This is a genomic window from Corynebacterium sp. S5S1 (genome assembly GCF_001913985.1).
Taxonomy (GTDB): domain Bacteria; phylum Actinomycetota; class Actinomycetes; order Mycobacteriales; family Mycobacteriaceae; genus Corynebacterium; species Corynebacterium marquesiae.
Genome location: NZ_MKXT01000016.1, coordinates 23,527 through 45,315 on the forward strand (window position 1 = coordinate 23,527; position 21,789 = coordinate 45,315).

At 62.7% G+C, this 21,789-nt stretch carries 23 protein-coding genes and 1 pseudogene; 9 read left to right on the forward strand and 15 right to left on the reverse strand.

Annotation, left to right across the window (positions count from 1 at the left end):
• Nucleotides 1-3: 3 nt before the first annotated feature.
• Both BKN05_RS07025 and BKN05_RS07030 read left to right on the forward strand, forming a co-directional pair.
• Entirely contained in the window at nucleotides 4-840 is an 837-nt protein-coding gene (locus BKN05_RS07025; protein ID WP_049377353.1) for a CE1 family esterase, read from the forward strand.
• Nucleotides 841-903: 63 nt separating this feature from the next.
• On the forward strand, nucleotides 904-1,914 hold the full coding sequence (locus tag BKN05_RS07030; protein ID WP_049377352.1) for an HNH endonuclease signature motif containing protein: 1,011 nt from the start codon (nucleotides 904-906) through the stop codon (nucleotides 1,912-1,914).
• A gap of 3 nt (nucleotides 1,915-1,917) precedes the next feature.
• Here the strand turns inward: BKN05_RS07030 and rlmB are convergent, their stop codons facing one another.
• The 7 genes from rlmB to BKN05_RS07065 form a co-directional block, all read right to left on the reverse strand.
• The gene (gene rlmB / locus BKN05_RS07035; RefSeq protein WP_049377351.1) at nucleotides 1,918-2,865 is read right to left on the reverse strand and encodes a 23S rRNA (guanosine(2251)-2'-O)-methyltransferase RlmB; all 948 of its coding nucleotides are present in this window, start codon (nucleotides 2,863-2,865) and stop codon (nucleotides 1,918-1,920) included.
• 22 nt (nucleotides 2,866-2,887) lie between these two features.
• Complete coding sequence (gene cysS, locus BKN05_RS07040; RefSeq protein ID WP_049377350.1) at nucleotides 2,888-4,276, reverse strand: cysteine--tRNA ligase; 1,389 nt, start codon at nucleotides 4,274-4,276, stop codon at nucleotides 2,888-2,890.
• A gap of 45 nt (nucleotides 4,277-4,321) precedes the next feature.
• Nucleotides 4,322-5,008, reverse strand: a complete 687-nt coding sequence (locus BKN05_RS07045) for a hypothetical protein (protein WP_049377349.1) — start codon at nucleotides 5,006-5,008, stop codon at nucleotides 4,322-4,324.
• A gap of 15 nt (nucleotides 5,009-5,023) precedes the next feature.
• Nucleotides 5,024-5,164 (reverse strand): hypothetical protein, encoded by a 141-nt coding sequence (locus BKN05_RS07050; RefSeq protein ID WP_161798931.1) that lies wholly within the window; start codon nucleotides 5,162-5,164, stop codon nucleotides 5,024-5,026.
• A 95-nt stretch (nucleotides 5,165-5,259) separates the two neighbouring features.
• The gene (gene ispF / locus BKN05_RS07055; protein WP_049377348.1) at nucleotides 5,260-5,742 is read right to left on the reverse strand and encodes a 2-C-methyl-D-erythritol 2,4-cyclodiphosphate synthase; all 483 of its coding nucleotides are present in this window, start codon (nucleotides 5,740-5,742) and stop codon (nucleotides 5,260-5,262) included.
• Nucleotides 5,735-6,484, reverse strand: a complete 750-nt coding sequence (gene ispD / locus BKN05_RS07060) for a 2-C-methyl-D-erythritol 4-phosphate cytidylyltransferase (protein WP_049377347.1) — start codon at nucleotides 6,482-6,484, stop codon at nucleotides 5,735-5,737. The genes ispF and ispD overlap by 8 nt, the downstream gene beginning before the upstream one ends.
• A complete protein-coding gene (locus tag BKN05_RS07065) occupies nucleotides 6,456-7,040 on the reverse strand; it encodes a CarD family transcriptional regulator (RefSeq protein WP_005325718.1) in 585 nt (194 codons plus the stop codon). Before BKN05_RS07065 ends, ispD begins: the two co-directional genes overlap by 29 nt.
• Before the next feature lie 191 nt (nucleotides 7,041-7,231).
• Here BKN05_RS07065 and BKN05_RS07070 point away from each other — a divergent pair, with 191 nt between their 5' ends.
• Nucleotides 7,232-7,819: a hypothetical protein gene (locus BKN05_RS07070; protein ID WP_049377346.1), complete on the forward strand. Its 588-nt coding sequence runs from the start codon at nucleotides 7,232-7,234 to the stop codon at nucleotides 7,817-7,819.
• A gap of 69 nt (nucleotides 7,820-7,888) precedes the next feature.
• On the forward strand, nucleotides 7,889-9,259 hold the full coding sequence (gene radA / locus BKN05_RS07075; protein WP_049377885.1) for a DNA repair protein RadA: 1,371 nt from the start codon (nucleotides 7,889-7,891) through the stop codon (nucleotides 9,257-9,259).
• A 3-nt stretch (nucleotides 9,260-9,262) separates the two neighbouring features.
• Here radA and BKN05_RS07080 read toward each other — a convergent pair whose 3' ends face one another.
• Both BKN05_RS07080 and BKN05_RS07085 read right to left on the reverse strand, forming a co-directional pair.
• Nucleotides 9,263-9,967: a hypothetical protein gene (locus BKN05_RS07080; protein WP_049377886.1), complete on the reverse strand. Its 705-nt coding sequence runs from the start codon at nucleotides 9,965-9,967 to the stop codon at nucleotides 9,263-9,265.
• Nucleotides 9,968-10,031: 64 nt separating this feature from the next.
• Entirely contained in the window at nucleotides 10,032-10,646 is a 615-nt protein-coding gene (locus BKN05_RS07085) for a carbonic anhydrase (protein ID WP_049377887.1), read from the reverse strand.
• A gap of 35 nt (nucleotides 10,647-10,681) precedes the next feature.
• On the opposite strand from BKN05_RS07085, the gene BKN05_RS07090 reads away from it, so the two are divergent.
• Nucleotides 10,682-11,542, forward strand: a complete 861-nt coding sequence (locus BKN05_RS07090) for an iron-sulfur binding domain-containing protein (protein WP_286688284.1) — start codon at nucleotides 10,682-10,684, stop codon at nucleotides 11,540-11,542.
• Nucleotides 11,543-11,598: 56 nt separating this feature from the next.
• On the opposite strand, the gene BKN05_RS07095 is transcribed toward BKN05_RS07090, so the two are convergent.
• On the reverse strand, nucleotides 11,599-11,769 hold the full coding sequence (locus BKN05_RS07095) for a DUF4236 domain-containing protein (protein WP_080970400.1): 171 nt from the start codon (nucleotides 11,767-11,769) through the stop codon (nucleotides 11,599-11,601).
• A gap of 73 nt (nucleotides 11,770-11,842) precedes the next feature.
• On the opposite strand from BKN05_RS07095, the gene BKN05_RS07100 reads away from it, so the two are divergent.
• Nucleotides 11,843-13,039, forward strand: coding sequence for a lipase family protein (locus tag BKN05_RS07100; RefSeq protein ID WP_239661074.1), 1,197 nt, complete (start codon nucleotides 11,843-11,845; stop codon nucleotides 13,037-13,039).
• A 92-nt stretch (nucleotides 13,040-13,131) separates the two neighbouring features.
• On the opposite strand, the gene BKN05_RS07105 is transcribed toward BKN05_RS07100, so the two are convergent.
• From BKN05_RS07105 to rpsH, 3 genes and pseudogenes are all read right to left on the reverse strand, one after another.
• Complete coding sequence (locus BKN05_RS07105) at nucleotides 13,132-15,894, reverse strand: ATP-dependent Clp protease ATP-binding subunit (protein ID WP_286688285.1); 2,763 nt, start codon at nucleotides 15,892-15,894, stop codon at nucleotides 13,132-13,134.
• A 951-nt stretch (nucleotides 15,895-16,845) separates the two neighbouring features.
• Nucleotides 16,846-16,914 (reverse strand): annotated as a pseudogene (gene rplF, locus BKN05_RS07110) (50S ribosomal protein L6); the annotation flags it as partial.
• Nucleotides 16,915-16,928: 14 nt separating this feature from the next.
• Nucleotides 16,929-17,327 carry a 30S ribosomal protein S8 gene (gene rpsH / locus BKN05_RS07115; RefSeq protein WP_034986964.1) on the reverse strand — a complete coding sequence of 133 codons (399 nt, stop codon included), beginning with the start codon at nucleotides 17,325-17,327 and terminating at the stop codon, nucleotides 16,929-16,931.
• 524 nt (nucleotides 17,328-17,851) lie between these two features.
• Here rpsH and BKN05_RS07120 point away from each other — a divergent pair.
• Genes BKN05_RS07120 through BKN05_RS07130 form a run of 3 tightly spaced genes read left to right on the forward strand, consistent with a single transcriptional unit; the run spans nucleotide 17,852 to nucleotide 20,897 of the window.
• Entirely contained in the window at nucleotides 17,852-18,970 is a 1,119-nt protein-coding gene (locus BKN05_RS07120) for a FecCD family ABC transporter permease (protein WP_005325331.1), read from the forward strand.
• Nucleotides 18,970-20,064: a FecCD family ABC transporter permease gene (locus BKN05_RS07125; protein WP_005325330.1), complete on the forward strand. Its 1,095-nt coding sequence runs from the start codon at nucleotides 18,970-18,972 to the stop codon at nucleotides 20,062-20,064. The genes BKN05_RS07120 and BKN05_RS07125 overlap by 1 nt, the downstream gene beginning before the upstream one ends.
• Before the next feature lie 50 nt (nucleotides 20,065-20,114).
• The gene (locus BKN05_RS07130) at nucleotides 20,115-20,897 is read left to right on the forward strand and encodes an ABC transporter ATP-binding protein (RefSeq protein WP_019176090.1); all 783 of its coding nucleotides are present in this window, start codon (nucleotides 20,115-20,117) and stop codon (nucleotides 20,895-20,897) included.
• A 10-nt stretch (nucleotides 20,898-20,907) separates the two neighbouring features.
• Here the strand turns inward: BKN05_RS07130 and BKN05_RS07135 are convergent, their stop codons facing one another.
• On the reverse strand, nucleotides 20,908-21,546 hold the full coding sequence (locus BKN05_RS07135; protein ID WP_005325329.1) for a DedA family protein: 639 nt from the start codon (nucleotides 21,544-21,546) through the stop codon (nucleotides 20,908-20,910).
• Nucleotides 21,547-21,724: 178 nt separating this feature from the next.
• On the reverse strand, nucleotides 21,725-21,789 hold a 65-nt coding region (locus BKN05_RS12630), incomplete at its 5' end, for an IS3 family transposase (protein WP_353734806.1).

Sequence of the window (21,789 nt, forward strand, 5' to 3'; positions counted from 1 at the left end):
GCTATGCACGTACACCGCCGCACCGCGGATGTGGATGGCCGCACCCGCCGTTTCCTCGTCATCGCGCCGGATAACCCCGGCCCGCGCCCGGACCTCTTGCTCTTCTTCCACGGCTCGCTGCAGTCCGGTAGCGTGATGCGCCGCTTTACTAACGGCACCTTCGACGAGCTTGCCGACGCCACCAATACCGTCCTCGTCTACCCCGACGGCGTCGACCGCCATTTCAATGATTGCCGCAGCATCCTGCCGGTCACCGCCCGCGCGGAGAACGTGGACGACGTTGCCTTCGCCGCCTTCCTCGTCGAGGAGATGCGGCGCGAATTCGGCACCGCCCGCACCTTTGCCTGCGGCTATTCCAACGGCGGGCAGATGGTGCTCCGCTTGCTTTTCGACGCCCCCTTTAGCCTCACCCGCGCTTGCATCTTCGCCTCCACCCTGGGCGAGGGAGATAACCACGCGCCCAGCAACCCGGCCGGCTACCGGCCCACGCCGCTGCTGTTTTTCCACGGCACCGCCGACCCGTACGCGCCATACGAGGGCGGGGTCGCTGGGCTGGACGCCGAGCGCACGCGCGGCCGCGTGCTTTCCGCGCCGGCCACCGCCGAGCACTTCGCGCTGGCCAATGGCTGCCAGCCACCCCGCGACTACCACCCCACCGCGGATGTCACCGCCACCGCATACGACGGCGATTTCCCCGTCGAACTGTGGACCATGGAGGGCCTGGGCCACGTGATTCCCTCTAGCATGAAAACCGACCCACGCATAGGCCCAAATACGGATTCCTTCCGCGCTGTGGATAAGGTCCGCGAGTTCTTCGGCCTCGATGACGCCCAGGCCTAGTTATCCACACCCGCACCCAGCGCACCGCGCGCCGGCTTGCACCCGCACTTAACGTGTGGAGCCGTGAACGCGCTACAGAAATTCTTGACGGGCCTGGCCGCCGGCATGGACATTATCGCCGACTGCCACGGCCTTACTAAGCGCGCGCTTATCGACGCCGGCTGCCCCGACACCACCGCCGCCCGCCTCCTTGCCCTCGCCGATACCTACTTCGGCCCCACCGCCTTTAGCCGGCTCCAACGCGAATCCATCGCAGCGGCCCGCGCCAACGAGCACAGCCTCACCGCGCTGTTGGCCATCGAGCGCCACGCCACCAAGCTGAAAAATAAGCGCCAGGCCTGGGCGCTGCGGCGGGAGCTATGTGGGATGAAGGGGGATGCGTCGGACGTCGATAAGCAGGGGCGCAAGCGCGTGCGTGAGATTAAAGGCCCGCCGCAGCGCAAGCCCGGTGTCAAACTCTACCGCCGCGCCGATGGGCCGTGGACTATGACGATTACCGGCAAATCTGCGGACATCGCGGATATGCACGCCGCGCTTGATAAGGACGCCCCGCTCGATTCGGTGCGCAAGATTTTCCAAGGCACCGCCGCAGCTTCCCCGGCGGTCGTGACCACCAATGTGGTGCTGCGCTTGGACGAGCTCGACCGTGTCGTCGACACCGCGGGCGATGACATCACCCTGCAGCTCACCAATGGTGCCAGAATGACCGGCGCGGACTTGGTGCGCCGCGCATTTACCGCGCACGGCTACGTCACCTTGATCCACCCCGTGAAGGGCCCGGTAAACCTGTACCGCAGCGAGCGGCTCGCCTCGCCGAAGCAGCGCACGATGGCCGCCGCGGAAAACCCCACCTGCCCGTGGCCGCAGTGCAATTACCCCGCCGATGAGTGCCAGGTCCACCACCTCACCGCGTGGCGCCACGGCGGCGAAACGAACCCTGAAAATCTCACCATCGCCTGCCCGTATCACAACGGCGTCAACGACGATGACCCCAACGCCCCGCCGTTACGCGGCCGCCTGGCCAGGGTGAATGGAACCATTAAGTGGCTGCCGCCCTGGGCGGAAAACGGCTAGAGATTACTGGGCCGCGCGGCGTTGGCGTGCGAATTCAGAGAGCACGGAGCCGGCCGCGACGGAAGCATTGAGGGACTCGACCCAGTCCGTCATCGGGATGGACATGATGACGTCACAATTCTCGCGCACGAGGCGGGAGATGCCCTTGCCTTCGGAACCAATGACGATCACCACGGGATCCGTCGCGCCGTTATAAGTATCCAGCGTGTGCTCGCCGCCGGCATCCAGTCCGACGACCTGGTAGCCACTCTTTTGGAATTGCTGCACGGTGCGGGTGATATTCGTCGCGCGGGCAACCGGCAGGCGCGCCGCTGTACCGGCCGAGGTACGCCACGCCACGGCGGTTACGGAGGCGGAGCGGCGCTCAGGAATGATGACGCCATCGCCACCGAAGGCCGCCACGGAGCGGATGACCGCGCCGAGGTTGCGCGGGTCGGTGATGTTATCCAAGATGACGAACATGCCTGGGCGTGCGTTCTCGGCCGCACGGGCGATGAGCTCATCGACGTCGGCGTACTTATACGGCGGGATCTGCAGCCCGATGCCTTGGTGCATGCCGTTTCCGGTCATGCGGTCCATCTCGTGGCGCTGCACCTCGATGATGGGGATATTGCGGGTATTGCACATGGCCACGGCCTCGGACAGCCGCTTGTCGTTGCGGGTACCGGCCACGATGTAGAGCGTGGTAGCCGGCACCTTTGCGTGCAAACACTCGATGACCGGGTTGCGGCCCACGACCATCTCGGCGGTCTCCTTCTGGTGGCGGCCGGAATTGCGGCGCTCGCGTTCCAACTTGGCCTTGTGCTTGGCGTGGTAGATGCGGTCCTCTGCCTTGGGCGTCGGGCCCTTACCGGCCAAGCCCTTGCGGCGCTGGCCGCCGGAGCCCTTGGTTGCGCCCTTCTTATTGGTCTTGCGGATTCCCGCGCCACCGCGGCCGTGGGTACGTGCCATAATTTATGTCCTTTCGGAGTGCTTAACGCTGCGCCAGCGACCAGGTCGGGCCGTCTGGGGTATCGGTGATGGTGATGCCGGCGGCCGCGAGGCGGTCTCGGACGGCGTCGGCAGTAGCGAAGTCCTTGTCCGCGCGCGCCTGGGTGCGCCGCTCCAGCTCAGCTTGTACCAGCGCATCCAGCGCGGCATCCGCCCCGCTAGCTTGCGCTCCATCTTCCCACTCCAGCGGGTCAAAACCAAGTACGTGCGCCATCGCGCGGACCTGGCCAGCCAGCGTGCGCGCCTCGGCCTCATCGCCGGCCGCGAGCGCCTTATTACCGGCTCGGACGGTGGTGTGGATTTCCGCCAAGGCCTTGGGCACACCGATGTCATCATTCATCGCGTCTGCAAAGCCCTGCGTCCACTCGCCCAGCTCTAGGTCATCGAAGTGGGCGAGGAAGTCCTCGATGCGGCGGTAGCCAGCGGCGGCCTCGGTCAGCGCGGCCTCGGAATACTCCAGCACGGAGCGGTAGTGTGCCGAGCCCAGGTAGTAGCGCAGCTCTACCGGGCGCACCAGCTCCAACATATTCGGAATCGAGAGCACGTTGCCCAACGACTTCGACATCTTCTCGCCCGACATCGTCACCCAGTGGTTGTGCATCCAGTAGTTGGCGAACTTATCGCCGGCCGCATGCGACTGCGCGATTTCGTTCTCGTGGTGTGGGAACTGCAGGTCTAGGCCGCCGCAGTGGATATCGAAATTAGAGCCCAAGTAATAGGTGGACATGGCCGAGCACTCTAGGTGCCAGCCAGGGCGGCCGTCGCCCCACGGGGTAGGCCAGCTGGGCTCGCCCGGCTTCGCGGCCTTCCACAGGGCAAAGTCCTGTGCGCCGCGTTTGGCGGAATCCTCGCCTTCGCCCTGCTCCATTTCCTCTACCTTGTTGCCGGACAGCGAACCGTAATCAGATCCTTCGGCCTTGGTCCAGGCGGCGACATCGAAGTAGACGGAGCCGTCGGCGGGGTAGGCAAAGCCGGCGTCGATAAGCCGCTGCATATAGTCGACCATCTGGGTGACAAAGCCGGTCGCACGCGGCTCAACCGAAGGCGGGATGACGCCCAGGGTGTTATAGGCCTTAGTGAACTCGCGCTCATAGGTGGACACCCACTCCCACCAGGGGCGATTATTCTCGGCCGCCTTGGTGAGGATCTTGTCATCGATATCAGTGACGTTGCGCACCAGGGCTACGTCATAGCCTTGGGCGAGCAACCAGCGGCGCAGGATGTCGAAGGCGACGCCGGAGCGCAAGTGCCCGATGTGTGGCTGGGCCTGCGGGGTGGCGCCGCACAGATAAATGGAGGCGTGGCCGGGGCGAATCGGCTCGAAATCGCGTTGGCTGCGGGTGGCTGTGTCATAAATGCGCAAAGTACTCACGCCACCCAGTCTAATTGACGCGTGCACTGGAGTTGCTGACTAGCCCTAGCTGGGATCAGCAACCACAAAACCTAGGCTTCGCAGAGTCGCGGCCGCCACGTAGGGGTTATCAACAACTGCGGCAGCAAGCTGTGTCTCCAGCCACTCCTGACGGCTTGCGTGTAGCGCTCCCTCCCAACCAGGACGAGCATGAAATCCGCACTCTTTAAAAAGGAATGAAAAATATTCCTCTACCGAAACTCTAAACCGGCTTCCCCCGACAGGAAAATGGATGTCTTCGATCCGACCTTTCTTTCGGGAATTTTTCATACCAAAGAAATTCTTCATCAGTGCCGGGCTCAATAACCCTGCGACGCCAGAATGATGAATGTGAGCTGTAGGCGCACCCTTATTGTCGCGCTCGTATTCAAACCTCACTCCAGGCGCGGTGCCAACACGAAGTTCGAATTTGCTGGACTTGATACTCAAATCCCGTCCGTTTCGTGACGGTGTGGTGTGAAACCGGACGACAGATTCAAATAGGTCGCTAAATTCCACCGGTCGTGAAAGCTCCATAGCCCCAGCGCCATAGACTAATGGGACGTGCAGCTCTAATATCCCGGTGTTGTTATCAGCATTGAGATCCAACTCAACGTCAATGTCAGATTCACCGTTGAGGGGAAATACGTGCAGGTGCAATTTGTAGACGTGGTCAAAGAATTTCTCAGTTTCCCGTTGAACCTGACTCATCATGGGAAGCTGCCCACTCTAGCTATCAAGAAGCAGTTCGACGCGACGCAGTTCGTCATAGAGGCCGCGCTCTTCTGGGGAAAGACGACCAGCGGCAGCTAGATCGCTAAGTTCCTCAGTGGTCAACGGACCACCGGCGGCATCACAAAAAACATGCATTAGTTCCTCGCGCCGCCTCCGCAAAGACCGCGTATCAGTAACACGCATTTTCAAAGTCATGCCATCCTCCTGCCACGACCTTACTTCAGCTGAGGCTAAGCGCGCCAGACGACGGCCGTGGCAACCGCCGCACGCCCTTCCTTACGGCCGGTGAAACCTAGGTGGTCCGTCGTCGTGGCAGAGACGGACACGGGGGCACCGAGGATTTCGCCCAACACAGCCTCGGCCTCTGCGCGGCACGGGCCCATTTTGGGGGTTTGGCCGATAAGCTGCGCGGCGGCATTGCCGATGATGAACCCTTCGGATTCGAGCAATTCCCGGCATTCGCGCAGCAGTTTCGCTCCGGATACGCCGTCGTATTCGGGCCGGCCGACGCCCACGAAAGAGCCGAGGTCGCCGAGGTGGGAGGCGGATAAGAGGGCGTCGACAAGCGCGTGCGCTACCACGTCCCCATCGGAGTGGCCCTCGCAGCCAGCATCGCCCTCGAAGAGCAGGCCGGCGATCCAACACTCCTTGCCGGCCTCGATCTGGTGGGCGTCGGTGGCGATGCCAACGCGCGGGATAATCGGGTTAGTCATGGGTCTCCTCGGTCAAAGCGTGGGCCAGGGTGAGATCGATGGGCGCGGTGATTTTGAACGCCAGGGTATCGCCCGGCACGGTTGCCACGCGCTCGCCGTGCCATTCCATGAGGCTGGCGTCGTCCGTGGCGGTAAATTCGGGCTGCTGGGTCCAATAATCGAGGTTGGCCTGGCGCAGCGCGGACAGGCGGAAGGCCTGCGGGGTTTGCACGGCGCGCAGGCGGGAGCGGTCGGGCGTGCTCACCACGGCGTCGGCCGCGACTTCCTTGATGGTATCGGCCACGGGAACCACCGGCACGGCCGCGGGGGCGCCTTCGAGCACACGCTTGGCGACGTCCCGCACCATCGCCGGCGGGATCAGCGCCCGGGCCGCATCGTGGATGAGTACCACGGCGTCGTCGTCGGGGATTGCCTGCAGGCCTGCCCACACGGAATCGGCGCGCTCGCTGCCGCCGTGCACGAGGCGGATGGGCGCGGCGTTTGTAGCGCTTTTAGCGCCTGCGGTGTCGATGCGGCCGATAATCCGGGCGGCCTCGGGCTCCATATCTGGGCTGACCAACACAATGACCTCATCGACCACGCCGGAGGCCAGCAGCGCGCGCACGGAGCGCTCCAGGAGGGTGCGCCCGCGCAGCTCGACATAAGCCTTGGGCACCTCGGCACCGAGGCGGGTGCCCTGGCCGGCGGCCGCGATGAGCGCGATGACGCGCGGTTTAGTCTTCGTCGTCGAAGGAGAGGTCATCGAGATCGATGTCGTTGTCGATATCGGTGGTGATGGACTTATCGTCTACCAATCCGGCCGCGCGGTGGCGCTCGATGGTGGCATCGATCTCTTCCATCATGGTGTCGGCCTTCTTCTCATCAACCGGCTTGGCCAGCGCGAGCTCGCCCACCAGGATGGTGCGGGCCTTGCCCAGCATGCGCTTCTCGCCGGCCGAGAGGCCACGGTCCTGGTCGCGACGCCACAGGTCGCGAACGACCTCGGCGACCTTATTGATATCGCCGGAGGCCAAGCGCTCCTGGTTAGCCTTATAACGGCGGGACCAGTTGCCAGCCTCTTCAACGTCCTCGTCACGCAGCACAGAAAAGACCTTTTCCAGGCCCTCCTTGCCCACGACGTCGCGCACGCCGACGTTATCGGCGTTCTTGATGGGCACGCGGACGACTAGGTCGGACTGGTTGATGTGCAGCACCAGGTATTCCAGCGTCTCGCCACCCATCTCGCGGGTCTCGATATCCTCGATGACGGCCGCACCGTGGTGCGGGTAGACGACGACCTCGCCGACCTTATACTCCATTGCCACTCCTTGTTTCCCGTTTTATCCCGGTTGACTAAGGCCGTCATTTTATCACGAGCGGCCGCCCCGCCTGCGGATACCCCCGTATACCCCCACGGTCTACCCGCCCGGTTTGGGACTAACTGTGTACTTTATTGCCAAAGGGACTAGGCTAAAGCGTTGACAAGCCCTGTGATCGCAATTGATGGAGGATGCTCAACGTGCAGTCCCTGAAGTCCGCCGCCCGCCGCGGTGCCATTATTTCCGTTACCGCCGTCTCCGCTCTGGCGCTGGCTTCTTGCTCGGCGGGTCAGGTCACCCAGACCGCCGATAAGGTGGCGGCGGTCGATGGTGCTTCTGCAAGCACGGATGATAACAAGGTTGCAGTTCGCGATGTCACCATCTTGGTGGAGCCGGATGGCAGCGCAGCGTTGAAGTTTAGCGCGGTCAACCAAGGCTACGACACCGATGTCATCTCCCTGGAGTCCGTAGAGGTCGATGGCCAGCGCGTAGAGATGGACAAGGCTCAGCCGCTGCACCGCGACCAATCCATCATCGCGGATTCCCAGAAGAATCTGGAGGCTCACCCCCAGCAGGATTCCGAGACCGTCCAGTACATCGCCACCAAGCTGAAAAACGATGACTTTGGCTATGCCGGCGACCGCCCAGTTACCTTCGAGTTCTCCAATGGTTCCGTCGACGTGGACGCCACCATTGCCGCCACCCAGATGCAGTCCGGCGAATTCGACCGCGACGTCGAGTCCGCTGAGGGCTACTCCTCCGAGGCCCCGAAGAACTAAGCCGCAGCGCTTCCGCCCCCAGCCTCCCTTTCCGGGCTGGGGGCGTTTATGTGTTTTAGGCTAGAAGCTATGGCCAAGAAATCTCGCCCCATCCATACCTGCTCCGAATGCGGCTACGTCTCGCCGAAGTGGCTGGGGCGCTGCCCCGACTGCGGATCCTGGGGCACGTTGGAGGAAAGGGCGCCGGTGGTGGCGGGGCCGGGTGTGCCGGGGGCGTCGGCAAGCAAGGGCGTAGCGCCGTCGAGCCCGGCGCAGCCGATTACCAAGATCGGGGCGCAGGCGACAAAGACGGTGCGCACCGGCATCGGCGAGCTCGACCGCGTGCTAGGAACCGGCATCGTGCCCGGCTCAGTGGTGCTCATGGCCGGCGAGCCGGGCGTGGGCAAATCCACGCTGCTGCTGGAAGTAGCCTCGCGGTGGGCTCAGCTCGGCCGTACCGTGCTCTATGCAACGGCCGAGGAATCCGCCGGCCAGGTCCGCTCCCGCGCCGAACGCACCGGCGCCCTCCAGGAATCACTGTACTTGGCGGCCGAGTCCAACTTGGATGCGGTCTTTGGGCACGTGGATAAGCTCAAGCCGTGCCTGATCATCGTCGATTCGGTGCAGACCATGCACGCCGTGGGCGTAGAGGGCGTATCCGGTGGCGTGGCGCAGTCGCGCGCGGTGACGGCCGCGCTGACCTCGCTGGCAAAGTCCACCGGCATTCCGGTGCTGCTGGTAGGTCACGTGACCAAGGATGGCAACGTGGCCGGCCCGCGCGTGCTAGAGCATCTTGTCGACGTCGTCTTAAACTTCGAGGGTGACCGCCAATCCAGCCTGCGTATGCTGCGCGGTATTAAGAATCGCTTTGGCGCCACCGACGAGGTGGGTTGCTTCGAGCAGACGGCCGGCGGCATTCGGGAAGTCGCGGACCCTTCCGGGCTGTTTCTCTCGCATCGCGGAACGACGCCGGATGGCTCGGCCGTGACGGTCGCGATGGACGGCGTGCGGCCAATACTCGCGGAGGTGCAGGCGCTCACGGTGGACCCGGTAGCCAAGAACCCGCGGCGCGTGGTGACCGGGCTAGATTCCAACCGCGTGCCGATGGTGCTCGCGGTGTTGCAGGCGCGCGCGGGCCAACGCACCAACGATAAGGATGCTTATGTCGCCACGGTGGGCGGCATGCGGATTACGGAAACCGCCACGGATCTGGCGGTGGCGCTGGCAACGTGGTCCTCGCTGCACGAGCAGCCGCTGCCGGCCAAGACGGTGGTCATCGGCGAGGTGGGCTTGGCCGGAGAGTTGCGGCCGGTGCCCAATGTGGAGCGGCGCTTGATGGAGGCCGCGCGGCTGGGCTATAAGAACGCGATTATTCCACGCGGGGATATCGAGCCGGTAGAGGGCATGCGCGTGCACCAGGCCGGGACGCTGGGGCAGGCCATCGCCGCGGTGTCGGGATAGCGCCTAGCGCAGCGTGAAGTCCTGCGGCGGGGAGGAGTTATCGCCGATGACGGTGTGGGCAAAGTAGGCCCCAGGTTCGGCCACGGGGCGGTCGGTGCACTCACCCGGCTTGGACCCCTGGCGGGACCACTCGGCCTCGAATTTCACGTCCTTGCCGGCCGGGAAGGTCTGCGAGCCGGTCTGTACGGAGGCGTAGCAATCCGTATCGGACCACACACGCTGGTTATCGGCCATCTTGTAGACCTCGAAGCGCAGCAGGTTCTTGTCCAGGTCGATCTTGCAGTCCGCGGCCGTGGGGTTGGTGACCGTCATGAAGAACTTCGGTAGCTCGCCCTCCGGCACGGAGTAGTTCAGCATGGAGGTGCGCACCTGGAGGTCCGCGAGATCGCAGGTCTTCTTGGCTGCTTCGGAGCTTGCAGGCGCAGCGCTCGACAGCTCGCTTTCGGCCGCCTTGCTTTCCGATGCCCCCTCGGACGCGGCCTCTGCAGCCGTCTCCGAGGCAGCCTCGGAGGTCTCTGGGGCGGCGGAAGACGAGGTCTGCTCCGGCGTGGGCGCAGGGGCGGCGGTATCGGCCGACTCATCGCTGCTGCCCCCGAAGGCGGCCACGGCCGCCCAGATCAGCACCACGGCCAGCACGAGCACGATGATGAGCGCCGCCACGCGGCGGCGCTTGTAGATCTCTTCAGGTAGGGGCTTTTTCTGCGTCACGCTGTCAATTTTAAGCGGTGGGTGCGGGCCGGTGCGCTAAGCCGGCGCCGCGTGTCAGGCTGCGTTATTCCACCCCGAAGGTCTGCAGGGTTTCCACGCTGGAGTCCTCCAGCAGGTAGCGCGCGCCGACAACGCCCAAGGCGCCCTCGTCCAATAGGCGGCGCACGTTGGGCACGCTGGCCACCAGTTGGGCGACGGTCTGGCGGGTGTGTTCCCGTTCGACGTCGTCAGTCGTGGCCTTAGGACCTGCCACCAGCGCGGAGGCAGCGACCTTCTCGATAATGGGTCGCTGCAGGCCGGTGGGTAGGTCGCCGCCGGCCACGAAACCGGTAGCCGCGCCCACCGCGCCACAAGATTGATGGCCGAGGACCACCAGCAGGTTGGGTTTGAGGGCGGCGAGGGCGTAGTCGAGGGAGGCCAAGACGGCGTCGTCAAGAATGTGGCCCGCGGTGCGGATGACAAAGGCATCGCCGAAGCCGATATTGAAAACGTGCTCGATAGGGGCGCGGGAATCGGAACAGGAAATGACCACCACGCGGGGATCCTGACCATGGGTCAGGCCCTCGCGGTTATAAATCTCGCGCACGTCGACGGTCTCGCCGTCCAGCACGCGCTGATTTCCCGCCTTAAGGGCCTCCCAAACGGCCTGCGGTTCGTGGGCAACATTACGTAAAGGCATAGGCCACATTCTAATGCCCTAGACTATCTCCCACGATGGATTCGCAAGCTCTTCTTTCCTGGTTCGATGCCAATGAACGCGACCTGCCGTGGCGCCGGCCTGGCACGAGCGCGTGGGGTGTGCTGCTCAGCGAGGTCATGAGCCAGCAAACCCCGGTCGCGCGCGTGGCTCCGGTGTGGGAGGAATGGATGCGGCGCTGGCCCACCCCGGCGGACTTTGCCCAGGCCACCCGGGCGGAGGTACTGCGCGCCTGGGGCAAGCTGGGCTATCCGCGGCGTGCGCTGCGCCTGTGGGAGTGCGCGGCGGCCATTGGCGAGGGTGAAGTGCCGGCGGACGTCGGTAAGCTGCTGCGCCTGCCGGGCATCGGTGACTACACCGCGCGCGCCGTGGCGTGCTTCCACTTTGGGATAAACGTGCCGGTGGTCGATACCAATGTGCGCCGGGTGTATGCGCGCGCGGAGGACGGTAGGTTCTTGGCGCCGCAACCGTCGAAGCGGGAATTAGCGGCCGTGGCGGAGCTGTTGCCGGCCGAGAATGGGCCGCGTTTTTCGGCCGCGCTCATGGAATTGGGAGCGCTGGTGTGCACGGCGAAGAATCCTTCCTGCGAGCAGTGCCCGCTGCGCGCAAGCTGTGCGTGGCAGCTCGCTGGCCGGCCGCAGCCCAGTGCAGAGGAGCAGGCACGGGCGAAAAAGCGCGTGCAAAAATTCGTCGGCACGGACCGGCAGGTGCGCGGCAAGATTCTGGACGTGCTGCGCGCGGCGGAGCGACCGGTACCGCAGTCCGAGATTGACGTGGTCTGGCCCGATGCGGCACAGCGTTCCCGGGCGTTGGCTTCGCTGCTTGCCGACGGCCTCGCCGAGCAAAACGACGCCGGCCTGTTCCACCTACCCATTTAGAGGGTTAATAATGGCCGGCTATAATCGCAGGTCGCGATCCAGGGCGTGTGTTCTGGTTAACGCCAGCGGCCGCGGAAATTGAATCCGCCCGGCAGGTTCACCCACATGCCGCCGCGGGAATTAAAGGTGACCGGCCCTACCTTGGTAGACATCGACGCACCGGATCCGGAGACGTTGATCCAGCTATTCTTGCCGGTCTTTTTTCTTGAACGATACTGAAGTCCCATAAGCATTTATTTTAGCAATTTCACTTCCACCGTTCCTACTACGCAGTAGGTTTTGGACATGGAAAAGATTTGTATGAGACTCCTCACAATTTGTTCACTAATCCTCGGGTCCCTCCTCCTACCGCCGGCCGCGAATGCGGCAGTAACCTCGACCCGGCCTTCGCCGCACGTGCTCGATGGCGTCGGCCGCGGGCAGGTATTCACGTATGACACCACCACGGATGATGGTCGGCCGATTCAGGCCTCGGCAACCTTATACGAGCCGAATACACCGTGGCACGGCAAAGGCGAGCGGCCCACCATCATCTTCGCGCCTGGTACCCGCGGCGCAGGCGACCAGTGCGCGCCGTCGCGTGCCGGCATGGGCTTGGGTTCGGTAGGGCTGAGCAAGGTCGGCTCCCCCACCATCAACGCGAACTACGAGTACGGCTTCTACATGGGTGCACTCCAGCATGGTGCCCGAGTCATCGTGGCAGACCTCATCGGCCTTGGCATGCCAGGGCACCACACCTACGTCAATCACATTGAAGAAGCGCACGCCATGCTCGATGCCGCCCGCTCCGGCCTAGAACTGGCCCACGCTCCAAAGGACGCCCCTATTGGCTTTGCGGGCTACTCGCAGGGCGGCGGAGCCTCGCTGGCCGCCGCGGAATTCGCCGATTCTTATGCACCCGAGCTGAACGTGGCCGGTACCTACTCTGGCGCCCCTCCGGCCGACCTACCAAAGGTGATGAAGGCCATCGACGGCTCCTCCATCGTCCATGTGCTGGGCTACGCCATCAACGGCTTTGCTGAGCGCGACCCCAAGTTCCGCGATGCGGTCCTAGAAGAGCTCAATCCACGCGGCATTGATTTCCTGCGTTCGGCAGCCACCAGCTGCACGGGTGACTCCATCCTCATGTGGGGCTTTAGCAATACCCGCCAACTCACCCGCACCGGGGAATCGCTATCCGAGCTCGTAGAGCGCAAGCCTGTCATCAAGGAAACCTTGCTGCGGCAGAATCAGGGCAAGCACCCGCTCAGGGGCCCAGCGATGATCGCCAGCTCGCCACACGATGACCTCATCCCGCACGAGCAAGTTCGGTCTACAGCAGGGGCGTACTGTCAGATGGGCGGGACCGTGGACTTCATGGCCGCGCCTGGTACCGCAACGATTCCGGGCGCCGGCGCCGATCACGCGTTGCCGCTATACGTTAATATCCCAGTGGGCTTGAAGTATCTCTTTGACCGCTTCGACGGGAAACCGGCGCCGTCGAATTGTGCGGGCTAGGCGACGTCCAGAAGCTCCAAACCGCACACAACGCAAGACCACCCAGCCTCGCAGAAAGCGAGATGCTGGGTGGTCTTAACTCGTGTTCCTGTTTACATCGGCTGGCCGGCGCCTGCTGGCGGCGGGTTGTGGCCGTCGTCATCGGAGTCGGAACCGGAGCCGGACTCTAGGTCGGTTCCGGCGGCGGTGGAGCCGCCATCGCCCGGAACGTCCGGGGTGATGGTGTCGGGCTCGCCGGCATCGGTGGAGTCGGCGTCGTTGTCGCGCACCTCGGCGTCGTCAAGCTGTGGCTCCTCAGTGTCCTCCGGCAGAGGCTTCGGACGTGGGCTGAAGGTGAACTTCGCGCCCGTGTTGTCCTTGGACTCGCCGTCCCAGCCCTCGACGTCGACGGTGATGATCTCACCGGCGCCGATTTCGCCGAAGAGGATCTTCTCGGAGAGCTGATCCTCAATCTCGCGCTGAATGGTGCGGCGCAGCGGACGAGCACCCAATACTGGGTCGAAGCCGCGCTTAGCCAGCAGGTCCTTGGCCTTCGGCGTGAGCTCAATGCCCATATCGCGCTCATCCAGCTGCTTGGCCACGCGGCCGATGAGTAGCTCGACCATCTCCACAATCTGCTCCTGGGTGAGCTGGTGGAAGACGACGATGTCATCGATACGGTTCAAGAACTCTGGGCGGAAGTGCTTCTTCAGCTCGTCGTTGACCTTCTGCTTCATCCGATCGTACTGAGCATCCGCATCATTCTCGGAGGAGCCGGTAAAGCCCAAGCCCACCGGTTTCGAGATGTCCTGCGTGCCCAGGTTCGAGGTGAAGATAAGTACGGTGTTCTTGAAGTCGACGACACGCCCCTGGCCGTCAGTAAGGCGGCCATCTTCCAGCACCTGCAGGAGGGTGTTGTAAATCTCCTTGTGGGCCTTCTCGATCTCATCGAAAAGCACGACAGAGAACGGCTTGCGGCGAACCTTCTCGGTCAGCTGGCCACCCTCTTCGTAGCCAACGTATCCCGGAGGGGCACCGAAGAGGCGGGAAGCGGTGAAGCGATCGTGGAACTCACCCATGTCGATCTGGATGAGGTCATCATCCGAACCGAAGAGGAAGTTAGCCAGGGACTTCGACAGCTCGGTCTTACCCACACCGGACGGGCCGGCGAAGATGAAGGAGCCGGATGGACGGCGCGGATCCTTGAGGCCTGCACGGGTGCGGCGGATGGCGCGGGAGACGGACTTGACCGCCTCGTCTTGGCCAATGATGCGCTTGTGTAGCTCCTCTTCCATGTTGAGCAGACGGTTGGATTCCTTCTCCGTCAGCTTTAGTACAGGGATGCCGGTCCAGTGCGCCAGAACCTCGGCGATCTGATCCTCGCCTACCTCCGCGATTTCCTCAAGGTCGCCGGAGCGCCATTGCTTTTCCTTTTCCGCGCGCTCCTCGCCCAGCTTGCGCTCCTTATCGCGCAGGCCGGCTGCCTTCTCAAAGTCCTGGGCATCGATGGCCGCTTCCTTTTCCTTGCGGACCTCAGCGATGCGGTCATCGACCTCACGCAGGCCCTTCGGCGCGGTCATGCGCTTGATGCGCATACGAGCGCCAGCCTCATCGAGGAGATCAACGGCCTTATCTGGCAAGAAACGGTCATTGATATAGCGATCCGAGAGGGAAGCTGCAGCGTGCAGCGCTTCGTCCGTATAGGAAACGCGGTGGTGCGCCTCGTACTTATCGCGCAGGCCCTTCAGGATCAGGAAGGTGTCATCCAGGGAAGGCTCGTCCACCTTGACTGGCTGGAAGCGGCGCTCCAGGGCGGCATCCTTCTCGATGTGCTTGCGGTACTCATCCAAGGTAGTAGCACCGATGGTCTGCAGCTCGCCACGAGCCAGCTTCGGTTTGAGCAGCGAGGCGGCATCGATGGCGCCTTCGGCAGCACCAGCACCAACCAGGGTGTGGATCTCATCGATGAACAAGATGATGTCGCCGCGCTGGTTAATCTCCTTGAGCACCTTCTTCAGGCGTTCTTCAAAGTCACCGCGGTAACGGGAGCCAGCAACCAGGGAGCCCAAGTCGAGCGAGTAAAGCTGCTTGTCCTTAAGGGTCTCCGGAACCTTGCCATTGACGATGCCGAGCGCCAAGCCCTCGACGACGGCGGTCTTACCAACGCCCGGCTCACCGATGAGGACCGGGTTATTCTTCGTGCGGCGAGACAGCACCTGCATGATGCGCTCTACCTCGGACTCACGGCCAACGACCGGATCGAGCTTGCCGTCCTTAGCGGCCTGGGTGAGGTTGCGGCCGAACTGGTCGAGCACCAGGGAATTGGAACGCTCGCCGGAACCGCCGGAGCCACCACGGCCGCCCGAGCCGGCACCAGCACCCGCGCCGACCGGACCGGAGCCCTGGCCGTTGGAGGAACCACCCTCCTGCTGGCCGCCCTCATAACCGGACAGCAGCTGGATAACCTGCTGGCGCACGCGCGGCAGGTCGGCGCCGAGCTTGGTCAGCACCTGGGCGGCAACGCCGTCGCCCTCGCGAATGAGACCCAATAGCAAGAACTCAGTACCGATGTACTTGTGTCCCATCTGCAAGCCTTCGCGCAGGGAAAGCTCCAAGACCTTCTTGGCGCGTGGGGTAAAGGGGATGTGACCGGTGTGTGGCTGGCTGCCCTGGCCGATGATTTCCTCGACCTCGCGGCGGACATCCTCCAGGGAGATACCCATGGATTCCAGCGCCTTGGCGGCTACGCCTTCACCCTCATGGATAAGGCCGAGCAGGATGTGCTCGGTGCCGATGTAATTGTGGTTAAGCATGCGTGCTTCTTCCTGCGCCAAAACGATGACGCGGCGAGCACGATCGGTAAACCTCTCGAACATGATTCCCCTATACTTTCGCTTCTAATGTGATACCCACTCTAACGCGGCAGTCCGCCGATAATTTCCGGTTTTGTTCCCAGATGCCCGCAATACCGCCAGAATCCACCATATGCGCAGCTCACACGGGTGTACGCCGGTAGCGAACAGGGGCATGGGCATGTAATCTAGAATCGTTTTATCGTTCCCTGCTCCTCCCCACTATTAAAGGACGTCGCGACCGTGCCCCAGCTTCCTGAGTTCTTTGCCACCCAGCACAACCTGCACGAATTGGCCGTGTTGGATGAGGCTCCATCGTCTATCCTCTTTGCGGTCGAAGATGGAACCACGCACCAGCAGCTAAGCGTGGAAATCTTCGCGCCAGAAATTACCGGCGTAGTGGACAAGTCCACGGCACTGCATGGGTTGCGCCACCCAGCCATCGCGCCGCTGGTGGGCACGGGCACCACCGCGGACGGGCAGGAATTCATCGTGCGCGAAGGGGCTTCCGGAACCCAGCTTTCTGAGCTGCCCAGTAAGCTCAGCCGCGAGGAGGCTGCCGACGTCTTTGGTCCGCTGGCGGGTGCGGTGGACTTCTTAGTGTCGCGTAATCGGGCTGATTTTGCGGTGCATGGGCTAAGGGAGGCCCGGGTGGGCGTCGATAAGCAACGCCAGGTTTCGGTGCTGGCTGCGGCCGGTCCGTCCGGCGAAGAGCACGGCGATGCAGTGGCGGCGTTTGAAGAGCTCGTTGCCCGCAAATGCCCAGAATACAAGCCTACTGGCACGGCGGAGAGCGCCAAGGATGTGGTGGCTCAACTGCGCCCGCAGCGCGAATTCGATACCGCGCAGATTCCGCGCGTGCAGGAGCCAGAGCCGCGCCCTCAGCAGCAGTTCGCCCCACCGCAACAACCGCAGCCGCAACCGATGGCCCAACCCATGGCACCCGCCCCGAAGAAGAAGGGCAAGGGCGGGCTCATTGTGGCCGTTGATGGTGACGGTGACGCCAGAGGGGACGGTCACCGGTGCCTTGCCAATACGAGACATGGTTAAACCTCCTCTTACCAGACGTAGGCGAGGACTTCTCCGCCCACGCCCTTGTTGTTGGCCTCACGGTCAGTCAGCAGACCCTGGGACGTGGAGATAATAGCCACGCCCAGGCCACCGAGAACCTTTGGCAGATTAGTGGACTTTGCGTAAACGCGCAGACCCGGCTTGGAAACACGACGCACGCCAGCGATGGAACGCTCGCGAGATGGGCCGTACTTCAGGTTAAGCTCCAGGGTCTTGCCGACGGTCTCGTCGTTAACGGAGTAGTCGGCGATGTAGCCTTCCTGCTTCAAGATTTCGGCGATGTTGGCCTTGATCTTGGAGGATGGCATAGACACGGTGTCGTGGAACGCATTGTTTGCGTTGCGCACTCGTGACAACATGTCCGCAATCGGATCAGTCATGGTCATGTGAAGTGACCTGTTGCCTTTTTCGTTACGGTTCCCGTGCTCACCCTTGATGAATCGCGTGTACCGCACGATCGCTGGCTACTCACGCTCCGCCTAACTCAGTAGTTAGGGGTGCTCGCTGCCTTTATCCGTGCGGCCGCTTCGGGCGAGGGGCCTGTAACAAAGTGGATGTACAGTTTTTCTCCCTTGTAGCGGGAGACTCTTTCCGCAGGTCATGTGGCATTCCCGGGATTTTGACGCGTTAGCGTCGAAAAAAAGAACATGGGGGTACCTACCTACGGCAAGACCTGACTAGCCTAGCAACCAGCTAAAACATGTCCAAATCCCTGCTCAGAAGCATAGAGCTGAGGTGTAGGGTCGGCGCCATTCAGGGCCGACCGACCTCACTAGCCGCACCTGCTGGCTCACACACTCACCTGCACAGCTCCACAATCCCTCCTTGTAGTACTTTGATTAGGCTTACCTTGTTCATATAAGCTTGCTCCCGTTAAGATCATGGACTTTCACGCGTCAAGGAGGGATGCATGGCTATCTCTACCCCGCATGCGCAATCCCCTTCTCAATCACACCTGGGGTCTCGCGCGGACGCTACTGCGGACGCTTCTGCCAGCGCTCCATCAGGTAAAATCCCGCGTCGCCTCGTCGGCCTCGGCGTCCTTTTCCTCCTATTGCTCGCCAGCATCGTTGCCAGCATCGTGTTTGGATCACGGCAGATCCCTTTTGGAGAAGTGTCCGCCGTGTTCCGCGATCTCGGCACGGCGTTCGGCCACGCGGAGGGGCTGAATGTGGATCAGCGCGTGATCGTCGAGCTCCGCATTCCCCGCACCCTGTTGGGCCTAGTCGCCGGTGCTGCCCTTGGCGCCTCCGGTGCATTGATCCAAGGGCACACGCGCAACCCTCTCGCGGACACGGGCATTCTCGGCATCAACTACGGTGCGTCCCTGGCCGTGGTTGCCAGCTTCTCCTTGCTGGGTGTGACGTCCGTGTGGGCTACCAGCATGTGGGCGTTCGGTGGGGCCATCGCTGCTACTGCGTTGGTGTTTAGTTTGGCGTCCATAGGAGGAGGACAGGCCAATCCAATGACGCTGGTCCTCGGCGGCGCGGCTTTGTCCGCGGTCCTCAGCGCCATCATCAGCGGTTTTATCCTCACTGACGATGCCAATCTGGATCGCATGCGCTTCTGGACCGTCGGCTCCATCGCGGGCCGGGATCTCACCGTGTTCTACGGCGTGCTGCCGTTTATCCTGGTGGGCCTCCTGCTGGCGTTCATCACGGCACCGCAGCTAAACCTCCTGAATCTGGGCGATGACATCGCCTCCGGACTGGGCATCAACACCCAGCGCGCCCGCCTGATTGGCATGGCTCTGATCGCACTGCTGGCCGGTGCCGCGACAGCTGCCGCCGGCCCCATCACCTTCATCGGCCTGGTGGTCCCGCACCTCGTGCGCGCCATCACGGGCCCTGATTACCGCTGGATCCTCCCTTACTCTGCCCTGACGGGTGCGGTGATGATGCTGTTCGCAGACGTGGTGGGCCGTCTGATCGCTCGTCCGGGCGAGTTGCAAGTAGGCATCATCCTCGCGTTCGTGGGCGCGCCGTTCTTCATCGCCCTTATTTATCGACGCCGGGTGGTGGCCATTTAATGAGTTCCCTCCTTGCCCGCCCTACCTCTTCCACTATCCCTGGGCGCCCGCCATTCCGCGTGGGCTCATTTTCTGTGGTCTGGCGCCCTCGCGCGTTGACGGTGTCTCTATTGCTGCTCGTGGCGATCGTCTTGCTAGCGGCGGTCTCCATCGGCCTGGGTGACTATCCTGTGTCCCCGGCTCGTGTGCTGGAGGTGCTGTTCACCGGCCAGGGCACCCGCATTGAGCGTCTGGTGGTTTTGGATTGGCGCATGCCTCGTGCGCTGACGGCCATTCTGGTGGGCTGTGCGCTGGGATTATCCGGAGCCCTCACTCAGTCCGTGACTCGCAATGCGCTGGCCAGCCCGGATATCTTGGGCTTCACTACGGGCGCGTCCGCGGCCGCGGTCACCGTCATCACTCTGGGGGGTGGCGCTGGTGGTTTCCTCGGCTGGCTCAGCAGCATCGGCATTCCCTTGGCCGCGGTGCTTGGTGCGGCTGTCACCGCAACGGTGATGTGGGCTCTGGCGTGGAGGAGATCGACTGATTCCTTCCGGCTAGTGCTGTTCGGCATCATCATCTCTGCTCTGTTGACCTCGTATATCAACTTCCTGATGATCCGCACGGAGTTGCGCGATGCCGCGGCCGCGCAGTTCTGGCTTACTGGCTCCCTGAGCACTGCGGACTGGTCCAAGATGTGGCCCATCGCCATTGTTGTGTTGGTGTTTACACCGCTGCTGGCCTGGATTGGTCACCAACTTTTAGCCACCTTGCTGGGCTCGGATACTGCACGGGCTTTGGGACAAAACGTCCAGGGTGTGCAGGTGCTTCTGCTCGCCGCTGCCGTGGCTTTGGCAGCAGTGGCGGTCTCGGCCGCTGGCCCCATCGGGTTCGTCGCCTTCGTGGCCCCACAGGTGGCGCTGCGCTTGTGCAACTGCTCTGCACCACCGCTTCTGGCCTCTGCGCTGACCGGCGCTGCGCTACTCCTGCTGGCAGATATCAGCACCCAAACTCTTCTGCCCGTAGAGCTGCCGGTGGGCATTCTCACCTCGGCAATCGGCGGTGCGTTCCTTATTTATTTGCTGGTCCAACGGAATAGGTCAACCACGGCATGAGAAAAGATCCCACCCTGGAAGTTAGCAGTGCCGCGAACAAAGAAGGACACATGACTCAGAAGCACAGCATGAGCGCACGCGGCCTCGCCGTGGGCTACGGCGACCGGACGGTCATCGAAGGCTTGGACGTGGACTTTCCTCGCGGGCAGATCACCACAATCATCGGCCCCAATGGCTGCGGCAAATCCACGTTGTTGCGAGCCATGTCTCGTCTCCTTCCGGCGAATGAGGGCGAAGTGCTGTTAGACGGCGCCGATATCTCATCCATCAGGCGCAAGGACCTCGCACGGACCATCAGCGTGCTGCCACAAACCCCTACCGCCCCGGAGGGACTCAACGTGGCTGATCTCGTCTCGCGCGGTCGGCACCCACACCAATCGTGGATCCGTCAGTGGTCGTCCACGGACGAAGCCGAGGTGCACAAGGCGCTGGAAATGACTGGCTCGATGGGGCTGGCGGAGCGCACCCTGGATTCTCTGTCCGGAGGGCAGCGGCAGCGTGTGTGGATCTCCATGGTTCTTGCGCAGAACACGGACATCCTGTTCCTGGACGAGCCCACCACCTACCTGGATCTGGCCACGTCGGTAGAGATTTTGGAGCTGGTGCAGCGTCTACGCCGAGAGCTGGATCGGACTGTGGTGATGGTGCTGCACGATCTCAACTTGGCTGTACGCTACAGCGATAATCTCGTGGTGATGAAGGATGGACAGGTCCTCGCCACCGGGCGTCCCAGCGAGGTCATTACCCCAGAGCTACTGCTCGAGGCGTTTGCCCTCAACGCGCTAGTCATCGAGGATCCTGTCACCGGCGGTCCGCTGATCGTCCCCAAGTGACGATCAGGGCTTAGTCCTCCATCAGCTCCTGGGCGGGAGTCTTCTTGGACTTCCGCCAGTTGATCATCGCGGAAATCACCACCGGAGTCACAGACACCAGCACGATGACGATGGCGATCATGTCGATGCGATCCGCAATGCCCGGGATATCCCCCAGCAGCACGCCAATGCCGACCATGCTGACAATCCACAGCACTGCACCCGTGACGTTCCATCCCACGAACTTCTTGTACGGCATCTCCGCGGTACCAGCGGCCACGGGAATGTAGGTACGCACGATCGGGATGAAGCGCCCCAGTACCAGAGCCAACGGCCCGTACTTCAGGAAGAAAGCCTCGGCTTGTTCGAGGTGCTCGGTTATGAGGATCTTGGCGTCGGGCTTAAACAACTTGCGGCCAAAGCGGTGGCCGAGCCAGAAACCTACCTGGTCGCCCAAGAACGCCGCGACGATGGCCACGCCCACCAGAATCGGAACGTTCAAGCCCAGCTGATCGCGCAAGATTGCCGCGGTGACCAGCATGGAATCGCCGGGGAGGAACGGGAAGAGCACGCCGGATTCAATAAAGATAATCAGCGCAATGCCGCCGAGCGCCCAGCCGCCAAAGTTCTGGAGCAGGGTGGTGGCGTCCATGAGGTCGCTTAAGTGCACAGGGAATCCCTTCTAGAAAACAACTGGTCTATTCTTACCCCGGTTTCTGACCGGAATACAGGCAGCTCGCCCCTAGCGTGCATCCGTTATCCCCATGAGTGCCCGTCCCCTAGCCAGCAACAGCAAAACCGCCCCAGCACGTTCTGAACTGGCCCCCGAAAGTTGGACTGGTTTAATTCTAGGCGGTTAGGGCTTCAAGGGTCTGATTTCGATATTGCATCGGGGTTAGACCCTTGAGTCGTT